Annotated in this window: 12 protein-coding genes; 3 read left to right on the top strand and 9 right to left on the bottom strand. The window is 69.6% G+C overall.

Features of this window, described 5'->3' with window-relative positions:
- The 3 genes from VLF38_RS12325 to VLF38_RS12335 form a co-directional block, all read left to right on the top strand.
- A partial coding sequence (locus VLF38_RS12325) for a hypothetical protein (RefSeq protein ID WP_325271540.1) occupies nucleotides 1-304 on the top strand: 304 nt, incomplete at its 5' end.
- A 54-nt stretch (nucleotides 305-358) separates the two neighbouring features.
- Nucleotides 359-811 (top strand): MaoC family dehydratase, encoded by a 453-nt coding sequence (locus tag VLF38_RS12330; RefSeq protein ID WP_325271541.1) that lies wholly within the window; start codon nucleotides 359-361, stop codon nucleotides 809-811.
- A gap of 156 nt (nucleotides 812-967) precedes the next feature.
- Nucleotides 968-1,945 (top strand): endonuclease domain-containing protein, encoded by a 978-nt coding sequence (locus tag VLF38_RS12335; RefSeq protein ID WP_325271542.1) that lies wholly within the window; start codon nucleotides 968-970, stop codon nucleotides 1,943-1,945.
- Between the two features lie 114 nt (nucleotides 1,946-2,059).
- Here VLF38_RS12335 and VLF38_RS12340 read toward each other — a convergent pair whose 3' ends face one another.
- From VLF38_RS12340 to VLF38_RS12380, 9 genes are all read right to left on the bottom strand, one after another.
- Nucleotides 2,060-3,121, bottom strand: coding sequence for an adenosine deaminase (locus VLF38_RS12340; RefSeq protein ID WP_325271543.1), 1,062 nt, complete (start codon nucleotides 3,119-3,121; stop codon nucleotides 2,060-2,062).
- A 5-nt stretch (nucleotides 3,122-3,126) separates the two neighbouring features.
- A complete protein-coding gene (locus tag VLF38_RS12345; protein WP_325271544.1) occupies nucleotides 3,127-4,419 on the bottom strand; it encodes a thymidine phosphorylase in 1,293 nt (430 codons plus the stop codon).
- Nucleotides 4,416-4,820, bottom strand: a complete 405-nt coding sequence (locus tag VLF38_RS12350) for a cytidine deaminase (RefSeq protein WP_325271545.1) — start codon at nucleotides 4,818-4,820, stop codon at nucleotides 4,416-4,418. Before VLF38_RS12350 ends, VLF38_RS12345 begins: the two co-directional genes overlap by 4 nt.
- Nucleotides 4,817-6,058 carry an ABC transporter permease gene (locus VLF38_RS12355; RefSeq protein WP_325271546.1) on the bottom strand — a complete coding sequence of 414 codons (1,242 nt, stop codon included), beginning with the start codon at nucleotides 6,056-6,058 and terminating at the stop codon, nucleotides 4,817-4,819. The genes VLF38_RS12350 and VLF38_RS12355 overlap by 4 nt, the downstream gene beginning before the upstream one ends.
- Nucleotides 6,055-7,146 (bottom strand): ABC transporter permease, encoded by a 1,092-nt coding sequence (locus VLF38_RS12360; protein WP_325271547.1) that lies wholly within the window; start codon nucleotides 7,144-7,146, stop codon nucleotides 6,055-6,057. Before VLF38_RS12360 ends, VLF38_RS12355 begins: the two co-directional genes overlap by 4 nt.
- Entirely contained in the window at nucleotides 7,143-8,660 is a 1,518-nt protein-coding gene (locus tag VLF38_RS12365) for an ABC transporter ATP-binding protein (protein WP_325271548.1), read from the bottom strand. Before VLF38_RS12365 ends, VLF38_RS12360 begins: the two co-directional genes overlap by 4 nt.
- Nucleotides 8,661-8,731: 71 nt before the next feature.
- A complete protein-coding gene (locus VLF38_RS12370; protein WP_325271549.1) occupies nucleotides 8,732-9,793 on the bottom strand; it encodes a BMP family ABC transporter substrate-binding protein in 1,062 nt (353 codons plus the stop codon).
- A gap of 120 nt (nucleotides 9,794-9,913) precedes the next feature.
- A complete protein-coding gene (locus VLF38_RS12375) occupies nucleotides 9,914-10,351 on the bottom strand; it encodes a hypothetical protein (protein WP_325271550.1) in 438 nt (145 codons plus the stop codon).
- Nucleotides 10,352-10,353: 2 nt separating this feature from the next.
- Nucleotides 10,354-10,881: a hypothetical protein gene (locus tag VLF38_RS12380; RefSeq protein ID WP_325271551.1), complete on the bottom strand. Its 528-nt coding sequence runs from the start codon at nucleotides 10,879-10,881 to the stop codon at nucleotides 10,354-10,356.
- Between the last annotated feature and the right edge of the window lie 89 nt (nucleotides 10,882-10,970).

Genomic DNA, 10,970 nt, shown 5'->3' on the forward strand with positions numbered 1-10,970 from the left:
GGTCCGGCCCGAGCACCGCGTCGAGGCGCTCTCCCGGGCCCTCGCGGCCGTGGCTGCCGGGTTCCCCGTCGCGCTGTACGTCGGCAACGACCGCCTCCCCCGCCACGTCGTACTCCTCGTGGCGGCCACGGAAGGCACGCGCCCCGACACCCTCCCGACGGCGTACGAACCCGCCTCGGGCGAGCTGGTCGGGTTCACCCAGCAGCAGTTCGTGGACGGCACCCTCGATCTCGGAGGCTGGTCGCGCCCGTGGTTCCTCGTGTCGCCGCGCCAGACCCTCCCGGCGGGCGCGCGCAGGCGCTAGGTTCGGTGCGGAGGGCGTGGCCGAGCCCACGCCGAAGCGACTTCAGGAGGTCTCATGCGCGTCTTCAGCACCCTGGACGAGGTGGCCGGTGCCGCCAACACCGAGCTCGGCTCCAGCGACTGGGTCACCATCGACCAGAAGCGCGTCGACCAGTTCGCCGACGCGACCGGTGACCACCAGTGGATCCACGTCGACGTCGACCGCGCCAAGACCGGGCCGTTCGGCGGCACCATCGCCCACGGCTACCTCACGCTGTCGCTGATCCCGTGGCTCGGCTCGCAGATCTTCAAGCTCGCCACCCCCGGCGCCAAGCTCAACTACGGCCTCAACAAGGTCCGCTTCGCTGCTCCCGTCCCGGTCGGCTCCGACATCCGCCTGAGCGTCAAGCTCGGCGACGTCGAGGAGACCAGCAGCGGCCTGCGCGCGACGTTCAAGCACACGATCGAGATCGACGGCGGCGACAAGCCCGCCTGCGTGGCGGAGACCGTCGTCCTCCTGATGCGCTGAGCCGCGCGCGGCGTCCAAAGCCCGTGTCCAGGTCTTCGCCAGGGTGAAGACCTGGACGTCCGCACCTCTCTCACGCCGCCCATTTCTTCGCCGCGGTGAAGATCTAGACCCGGCGGCGAGCCTGCCTGTGGATGACCAACAGCGCATCGGGTCCGGATGCGCGAGCCTGCCTCCATGGCAGACGACGAACCGCGGGCCGCTCCTGACGACGCCCTCGACACGCGCACGCCCTTCACACGCGCGGCCGGGCTGAAGGCGGGCTTGACCGACCGGCAGCTGCGCTCGTCTCGGTTCACCCGCCTGCTGGATGGCGTCTATCTCAGCTCCGACGTCGCCCTGTCGCCGGCGGTCATGGTGCAGGCCCTCCACCTGATCGCGCCTCCCGGCTCATTTGTCAGCCACGCAAGCGCAGCTCGGTGGCTGGGGTGCCCGTTGCCGCCACTGCCGGAGGAACACATCACGGTCCCGACGCGCGGGAGGCGATTTCGGCGTTCGGGAGTTCGCTGCCATGTCGCGCGAGGTGGGGAGACGTTTCACAAGGCCCCGGTCGGCCACGTCGCGACGACAGCCCAGTGTTTCGTCGATCTCGCGTCGCAACTGACGCTGGTCGACCTTGTCATCGTCGGCGACTGGCTCGTCCGCAAGAAGAAGGTCGACCTCTCGGCCCTGCGCCGCTACTGCGCGTCGTCGACTTCTCCCCACGCCAGTGCCGCCCGCGTCGCTGTGGCGTACGTGCGGGAAGGCGTCGACTCGCCGATGGAGACCCGCCTCCGCATGCTCATCGCCCTCGCCGGACTTCCTGAGCCCGTGGTCAACCTGACCATCCGCGACGTTTACGGCGAGCCAGTGCGCAGGTACGACCTGAGCTGGCCCTCCATCCGGCTGATAGTCGAGTACGACGGCAAGCACCACGTCGAGCGGATCGAGCAGTGGGAGAAGGACCTCGAACGACGCGAGGCGATCGAGGACGACGACTGGCGCATCCTCGTCGTGACGTCGACGGGGATCTTCGACGTGCCGGAAGAGACGGTCGCACGCATCCACAGGCACTTGCGCACGCGTCGCATGCCCGGCACTCCGCTGTGCCCGGCGCCGTCCTGGCGCGCGCACTTCCCCGGCAAGACTCCGCTCTGAGGCGTCGAGCTCTTCACCGCGGTGAAGACATGGACGGGCCGGGCGCTCCGGCGGCCCACAAGTCGCCACCACGGTGAAGACTTGTACGCCGCCCCGCGCGCCCGCGGGCCCGGCTCAGCGGTAGCCGGGCTTGATGACGGTGTTGATCAGCTCGATGCGCTCGTCGAACGGCAGGAACGCCGACTTCATCGCGTTGACGGTGAACTTGGCCAGGTCGGCGCGCGTGTAGCCGAACGCCTCGACCAGGAGCGCCATCTCCTGCGTCATCGAGGTGGCCGACATCAGCCGGTTGTCGGTGTTGATCGTGACCCGGAACCCGAGCTCGGCCAGCCGGCCGAACGGGTGCTCCGCGATCGACGCGGCCGCACCGGTCTGCACGTTGGAGGTCGGGCAGATCTCCAGCGGGATCCTCCGGTCGCGCACGTACGCCGCGAGCGTGCCCAGCCGGTCACCCTCGACGTCCTCGATGATGCGTACGCCGTGGCCCAGCCGGTCCGCACCACAGGGGTGCACGGCCTCCCAGATCGAAGGCAGCCCGAACGCCTCGCCCGCGTGGATCGAGATCCGCAGGTTCTCCTGGGCGAGGTACTCGAACGCGTCGAGGAAGCGCGTCGGCGGGAAGCCGTCCTCGGGACCGGCGATGTCGAAACCGGCCACGCCACGGTCGCGCCACGCGACCGCGAGCCGGGCGACCTCGATGCCGCGGGCCGCCTGGCGCATGGCCGTGAGCAGCTGCCGTACGACGATCGGGCGCGCGCCCTGCGCCGCAGCAGCGACGCCCTCGTCGAGGCCCTCCTGCACGGCTGCCACGACCTCGTCGAGTGTCAGGCCCTGCTGGAGGAAGAGCTCGGGCGCATAGCGGAGCTCGGCATAGACCACGCCGTCGTCGACGAGGTCCTCGACCGCCTCGCGGGCGATCCGCCGCAGGTGCGCCGGGGTCTGCATCACCGCGATGGTGTGCTCGAAGCCCTCGAGGTAGCGCACGAGCGAGCCCGACGTCGCGTTGTCGCGGAACCACTCCCCGAGCGCGACGGGGTCCGCGGTCGGCAGCGGGTGCCCTATCTCCGTGGCGATGTCGATGATCGTCCCCGGCCGCAGGCCGCCGTCGAGGTGGTCGTGGAGCACGACCTTGGGCAACGTGCGGATCTCGTCGAAGGTGAGCGCAGGAGTGGTCATCGGCGTCATCCGATCCGGTCGATGACGAGCGGCGTGGCGTCGTACGCCGTGCCCTCAGGCGCGATGTCGAACCCGCCGTCCAGGGAGGCCAGGGCCCGGTCGAACCGCTCCGGCTCGTCAGTGAGAAGGGTGAAGAGGGGCTGACCGGCGGTGACCGTGTCGCCGGGGCGCGCGTGCCACACGACACCCGCTCCGGCCTGGACCGGGTCCTCCTTGCGGGCACGCCCGGCGCCGAGGCGCCAGGCCGCGAGGCCCACCGCCATCGCGTCGAGGCGCGTGAGGACACCCGACGAGGGGGCAGCGACGACCTGCGACTCACGTGCCACCGGCAACGCAGCCGTCGGGTCACCGCCCTGGGCACGGATCATGGCGTTCCACACGTCCATCGCCTTGCCGCTGGCGAGCACGTCCGCCGGGTCCACGTCGTCCCGGCCCGCCCCTGCGAGCATCTCCCGGGCGAGCGCGAGGGTCAGCTCGACCACGTCGGCCGGCCCGCCGCCGGCGAGCACCTCGACCGACTCGGCGACCTCGATCGCGTTGCCCGCAGTCAGGCCGAGCGGCGTGGACATGTCGGTCAGCAGCGCGACCGTGCGCACCCCGGCGTCCGTGCCGAGGTCGACCATCGTGCGCGCGAGCTCCTGCGCGTCGGCGAGCGACTTCATGAAGGCACCCGTGCCGACCTTCACGTCGAGCACCAGCGCGCCGGTGCCCTCGGCGATCTTCTTGCTCATGATCGAGGAGGCGATGAGCGGGATCGCCTCGACGGTGCCGGTCACGTCGCGGAGCGCGTAGAGCTTCTTGTCCGCGGGGGCGAGCCCGTCGCCTGCCGCGCAGATGACGGCACCGACGTCACACAGCTGTGCGAACATCTCGTCGTTCGACAGGGCGGCGCGCCAGCCAGGGATCGATTCGAGCTTGTCGAGGGTGCCCCCGGTGTGGCCCAGGCCGCGTCCGGAGAGCTGCGGGACCGCGACCCCGCACGCCGCCACGAGTGGCGCAAGGGGCAGCGTGATCTTGTCGCCGACACCGCCGGTCGAGTGCTTGTCCGCGGTCGGCAGCCCCAGGTCACCGAAGCTCATCCGCTCGCCTGACGCGATCATCGCCGCGGTCCAGCGCGCGATCTCGGGGCGGGTCATGCCGTTGAGCAGGATCGCCATCGCCAGCGCGGACATCTGCTCGTCGGCGACGACGCCGCGCGTGTAGGCGTCGATCACCCAGTCGATCTGGCTGTCGGTGAGGGCGGCTCCACCGCGCTTGGCGATGATCACCTCGATCGCGTCGTGCTGGGAGGTGGTCATCGGTTCTCCAGGTCGTCCAGGTCGTGCGGGCCGAAGGCATCGGGCAGGAGGAGGTCGAGTGGCACCGGGCCACGACTGAGCAGCACCTCCAGCTGCGGTCCGCCGTTCTCCATGAGCAGCTGGCGGCAGCGGCCACAGGGGGTGATCAGGTCGCCGTCGCCGTTGACGCAGGCGAAGTGCGTGAGGCGCCCGCCGCCGCTCGCGTGCAGCGCCGACACGAGGCCGCACTCGGCACAGAGCGTCACGCCGTACGACGCGTTCTCGACGTTGCAGCCGACCACCGTGCGGCCGTCGTCGACGAGCGCCGCGGCACCCACCCGGTAGCCGGAGTACGGCGCGTACGCGCGCGCCATGATCTCGGTCGCGGCGGCCTGCAGTCCGGGCCATGGATCCGCAGTCACCCTGCCGACCCCTTGCGATAGATCTGACCGTCGGCCGCCGGCATGCGAAGCCGTTGCGCCGCGAAGGCGAGCACGAGCAGCGTCGCGAGGTAGGGCGTCATCGCGGTGAACTCGCGCGGTACGTCCTCGGTGGTGGCGAACCACACCCCGAAGAGCACGGCTGCCACGAGCAGGATCGCAGGCCCACGCAGCAGACCAGCCTTCAGCTCGCCGGCACGGACCAGCCTGACGACCCGCACCACCACGACGACCAGCAGCCACAGCGCCACGAGGAGGAGCAGCGCATGGATGGCATCCGCCTGCCGGTGGCGCAGCGAGTCGGTGTAGCCGAACATGCCCGAGCCCATGAGCACTCCGGTGGGGCGCCAGTTGCCGAAGATCATGGCCGCCAGTCCGATGTAGCCGCGCCCACCGGTCTGGTTGGTCGTGAAGCCGGGCGACGAGACGAGGGCGAGATAGGCACCACCCAGGCCCGCGAGACCGCCCGAGATCAGTACGGCTGCGTACTTGTGCCGGATGACGTTGATGCCGAGCGACTCGGCAGCCTGGGGGTTTTCGCCACAGGAACGCAGGCGTAGGCCGAAGGTCGTGCGCCACAGGACGACAGCGGTGACGACGACCAGAGCCAACGCGAGAATCGTCACGACCGACAGGTTGGTCGTCAGGGTCGCCACGATGCTGGCCAGGTCCGAGACGAGGAACCAGTGCTTGCCGGCGAGGTCCCCCGCGAGCTCCGAGATGCCGGGGACGGTGAGGTCCGCCGGCTTGTCGATGCCCGTCAGCTGACGCGGACCGCCCGTGCCTCGATCGGAGGACAGGTCGGTGAAGAACGCCTCGGCCAGGAACGTCGTGAGGCCGAGCGCGATGATGTTGAGCGCGACACCGGAAACGATGTGGTCGACACCGAAGGTGACCGTCGCCAACGCGTGGACGAGGCCACCGAGCACGCCGAACGCGATCCCGCCGAGCAGGCCGACGTAGGGGTCGACGTGATAGGTGAAGAACGCCGCTCCCCATGTCCCGAGCAGCATCTGGCCCTCGAGGCCGAGGTTGACCACGCCGGCGCGCTCGCTCCAGAGGCCGCCGAGGGCGGCGAGCAGGATCGGGCAGGTCGCGACCAGCGCGGCCTGCAGGCTGCGGGGCGAGTCGAGGTCGTGGGCACCGGTCGCGACGCGGACGACAGCGACCGAGGTCAGTGCGAAGAGCACCCAGAGCGCGATGCGGATCGGCTTGCTCATGCCACCACCTCCGCCGGCCTGGCGAGCGCGGCGGCGAGGGCGCGCCGTTCTGCTGCGGCGCGCCACCTGCGTGCGGCCTCGTAGGCGATGACCACCGACAGCACCACGACTCCCTGGGTGACGTTGACGATCGAGGGCGAGATGCCGGCCTGCGCCTCGAGCGGATTGGCCTGGACGCTGAGCCAGGCGAAGAGGGCCGCGCCGATCGCGATTCCGAGGGGGCGATTGCGTCCGAGCAGGGCGACCGCGATGCCGGTGAACCCGATCAGCGGCTGGAACGTCGAGCCGTAGTAGTCCGCGCCCCCGAACAGCGCGGGCATCCAGATCAGGCCCGCGACCGCACCCGAGAGCATCATGGCGATCACGATCATCCGGTTGACGCGTACGCCGGACGCGACCGCCGCGGGCTGGTTGGAGCCAGCGGCGCGCAGGTCGAAGCCGAACCGGGTCCGGTTGACGACGAGCGACATCGCCACACCGACGAGGATCGCGAGCACAGCCAGTGCCCAGATCTCGCCGTCGCGTGCCTCGAACGGCTGGATCCCGACGAGCTTGCTCGAGTCCGGGATCGGGGCGGTGCGCCGGCCATCGCCCGCACGCTCGCCACGCGTGTTGAGCATCCAGCCAACCAGCCCGATGCCGATCGAGTTGAGCATGATCGTCGAGATCACCTCGCTCACCCCCCGCGTCACCTTGAGCACGGCAGGGAGCCCGGCCCAGAGCGATCCGACAGCCATGGCCAGGACGAGCGAGGCCCAGATGTTGAGTGTGCCGGGCAGGAGCGCAGCGCCCGCGAACGACGCAGCGGCCCACGCGGCGAGGGTGTACTGCCCCTCGACGCCGATGTTGAAGAGGTTCATCCGGAAGCCGATGGCAGCCGCAACACCCGAGAGGAAGAGCATCGAGGTCTGATTGATGATCGCGACCCAGTCGCGGTTGCTGGGGGCAGAGAGCATGACCTCCCAGAACGGGCCGATGCCGTCGCCTGAGAGGGCCACGACGGCACTCGTCACGACGATCGCGATGAGGGCCGCCACGACGGGCGCGACGGCGACCATGCCGAGGGCGCGGAGCCGGGTGAGGATCACGACGCCTCCCTTCCGCCGGTCATGGCTGCACCGAGCTGTTGCGGGGTGACGGTCGCCGGGTCGAACTCGCCAACGAGCTCGCCGCGCAGCTGCACCTGGATCCGGTCGGACAGGCCGATCAGCTCGTCGAGGTCCGCCGAGATCAGGAGCACCGCCAGCCCGGCAGCGCGGGCCCGCTTGATGTGGTCCCAGATGACGGCCTGGGCACCTACGTCGACGCCACGCGTCGGGTGCGAGGCGATCAGCAGCACCGGCTCGCCGCTCATCTCACGGCCGATGATCAGCTTCTGCTGGTTGCCGCCGGAGAGCGCTCTCGCGTTGGTACGGATCGACGGTGTGCGGACGTCGTACTCCTCCACGATCCGGCTGGTGTCGGCCCGGGCCACCCGACCGCGGACCAGGCCACGGGCGTTGAGCAGCGGGCTGGTCTGGTGGCCGAGGATGCGGTTCTCCCACAGCGGGGCATCGAGCAGCAGACCATGGCGGTGCCGGTCCTCGGGGACGAAGCCGATACGCGCCTGACGACGCCGTCGGGTCGACCACCGGGTGATGTCGTCGTTGCCCAGGACGACACGGCCGCTGGTCGCCTTGCGCATGCCGAGCAGGGTCTCGACGAGCTCGGTCTGTCCATTGCCCTCGACGCCGGCGATGCCGACGATCTCGCCACGGTGAATGGTCAGGTCGATGTCACGGAGCAGGTCGCGGCCGTGCTCGTCGACAAGGCCGAGATCCGTCACGGTGAGCACCGGGGTGGTGGTGACGGTGGACTCTCCCGTCTCCGGCGAGGGCAGTTCCGTGCCGACCATCAGCTCGGCGAGCTGGTGCCGGGTCACGGTCTTCGGGTCGGCGGTGCCGACCGTGGTCCCGCGCCGCATGACGGTGATGTCGTCGGCGATTGCCAGCACCTCGTCGAGCTTGTGAGAGATGAAGAGCAGCGTGTGACCCGTGGCGCGCAGCTCGCGGAGGTTGTCGAAGAGTGCCTCGACCTCCTGCGGGACGAGCACGGCGGTCGGCTCATCCAGGATGATCGTGCGCGCACCGCGATAGAGCACCTTGAGGATCTCGACACGCTGGCGCTGCCCGACGCCGAGATCTTCGACCAGCCTGTCGGGGTCGAGGTCGAAGCCGTACGCCGCGGAGAGCCTTCGGATCTCGTCGCGGGCGCCGTCGCCGATGCCGTGCAGCTTCTCCGCGCCGAGCACGACGTTCTCGAGGACGGTGAGGTTGTCGGCCAGCATGAAGTGCTGGAAGACCATGCCGATCCCAGCCGCGATCGCGTCGGTCGGGGACCCGAACCTCACCTGCCGGCCGTCGACCTCGACGTGGCCCTCATCGGGCGACTGCACGCCGTACAGGATCTTCATCAAGGTGGACTTGCCGGCACCGTTCTCACCTACGAGCGCGTGGACGGTGCCACCGCGGATCGTGAGGTGCACGTCGGAGTTGGCGACGACACCCGGGAAGCGCTTGGTCACACCACGGACGACGATGCCGGCGGGGTTCTCCTCGCTCATTTGCACACTCTCCCTTGCACGACAGTGGCCCGGACCAGACGCTAGCGCCTGACCCGGGCCACTGGCATCGGTCACGGAGCCGTCGGGACCTTCACCTTGCCGGAGACGATGTCCTGACGCGCCTTGTCGAGCTGGGCCTTGATGTCGTTGATGAACCCACCGGAGGTGGAGACGTCGACACCGCCGACCTTCAGGTCGTACGTCGTGTACGACGCGAGCGGCTCGCCGTCGACGACCGACTTGACCATGTCGAAGGTCGCGACGTCCACGCCCTTGGTCATCGACGTGAGGATGTGCTTCTGCTGCGCCTTGGGGGCGGTGAGGAACTGGTCGGAGTCGACGCCGATGGCCCAGACCTTCGCCTCGGTCACGGCCTCGAAGACACCCGCACCGGAGCCGCCGGCCGCGTGGTAGACGACGTCCGCACCCTCATCGATGGCGGCAGCCGCGGCGGCCTTGCCGCCGGCCGGGTCACCGAAGCCCTTGAGGTCGGTCTCCTGGATGTACTTCACCACGACCTTGACGTTCGGCTTCACCGACTTCGCGCCGGCCACGTAGCCCGCCTCGAACTTCTTGATCAGGTCGGTGTGAACGCCGCCGACGAAGCCGATCGTGCCGGTCTTCGACTTCAGGGCCGCAGCGACGCCGGCGAGGTAGGAGCCCTCCTGCTCGGCGAAGCCGAGGTAGGCGACGTTGCCGCTCGGGTCCTCGTCGGGGTCGAAGCCGTCGATGACGGCGAAGCAGACCTCGGGGTAGTCCGGGGAGACCTCGTTGACGGAGGCCGAGTAGGCGAAGCCGACACCGATGATCGGGTTCATGCCGTTGTCGGCCATCGAGCGGAGGCGCTCCTCGCGCGCCGACTCGGCTTCGCCGTCGGCAGCCTCACCCGTCTCGCCGGTGACACCGAGGTCCTTCTGCGCCTTCTGCAGGCCGCGGTAGGCGGAGTCGTTGAACGACTGGTCGCCACGACCGCCGACGTCGTACGCCAGGCCGACCTTGACGTCACCCTTCGGCGCCACGCAGGGCTTGTCGGTGCCCTTGGCCGTCGAGCCGGAGTCTTCCTTGGTCGCACAGCCTGTCAGCGCTGCACCAGCAATCAGTGCCGCAGCCGCGATGGAACCGATCTTCCGCACGATGTTTCCCCTTCACCGCTCGTGGTCCGCCAACGCGGACATCGGCGTCACCCTAGGGCGACCACGTGTCCAATAGCGGGAATCATCCCGAACTGTTACTCACCGGTTATCCGCAGGACGTCAGCCGGGAAGGCGCGTCAGGAGCAGGCGCCACGCTCCGCCGTCGCCGGCGATGTCGAGCGGCAGGTCCGTGCCGGGCACGAGGATGAGCTGGGAGCGTGACACGACGCCGTCGCACGGAATGGTGAGCGTCATCGCGGTGCCAGGGGCGGTGACGACATGGGCAGCACCTCCAGCGCAGACGCCGTAGACGACCATGGCTGAGTCCGCCGACGAACGGATCACGCTCGTACGGTCGCCGGTCCCGTCCGCGCGGCCGACCTCGACCTCTTCGGGCAGCAGCGGCGCGAGCTCTCGCAGCGGAGCCTGTGCGGCTGCCGTGGCTGCGTCATTGGGAAGAGCCGTCGAGTCGGCCGCAGGGCGGCCCCCGTCCTCCGCGCAGGCGGAGAGGACGAGGGCCGCAACAGCAAGGCCGCCGACAAGGGCAGCGTTCCGCATAGTCAGTAGATCCACCACCGTGCAGAGGTCGGCGCCTGGGCCGACCAGTAGGTGTAGTTCCAGCCTCCCGAGCCCGCCGAGTAGTAGCCGACCTTGGTGTAGCCCTTCACCCGCTCCCGGACCGTGCCGCGGTCACAGTGCCGGGTGGCACCGGCAGGGACGCTGAAGGTCGCCGACGTGACGTAGCCGGTGGTCGTCGAGCGCTGGACGCTCGGGTTGACCGTGGTCTGGATGCCTCCGAAGATGGGCGCCTTCATCTCCGCCGTCATCGACACGCTGAGACCCCACGTGAAGGTCTTGGAGGTCTCCGCCTGGCAGGTGGCGGAGATCGTCGAGCGCGTGAGGTTCTGGACGCTGTCGCGCCAGGCGATCGCCCGACTGTTCTCCGTGTTGGAGGTGATGACGTTGCACACGCGGTTGCCGCTGCTCGTGTTGAAGCAGCTGGACCAGAGCGGCGCCGCCTCTGCCGGCGACGCGACCGCGAGGCCGGAGGCAACGACGCCGGCGGCGATCAGGACACGAAAAATCATGGGTCTCCTCTGAGACGGAGCGCCCCGATGACGCCCGGCGACGAAAGCCTCATGGGCACCGGGGCGAGCCGGAATGGGTAGACCTACCC

The organism is Nocardioides sp. (assembly GCF_035481145.1).
In the GTDB taxonomy this organism is placed as follows: Bacteria; Actinomycetota; Actinomycetes; order Propionibacteriales; family Nocardioidaceae; genus Nocardioides.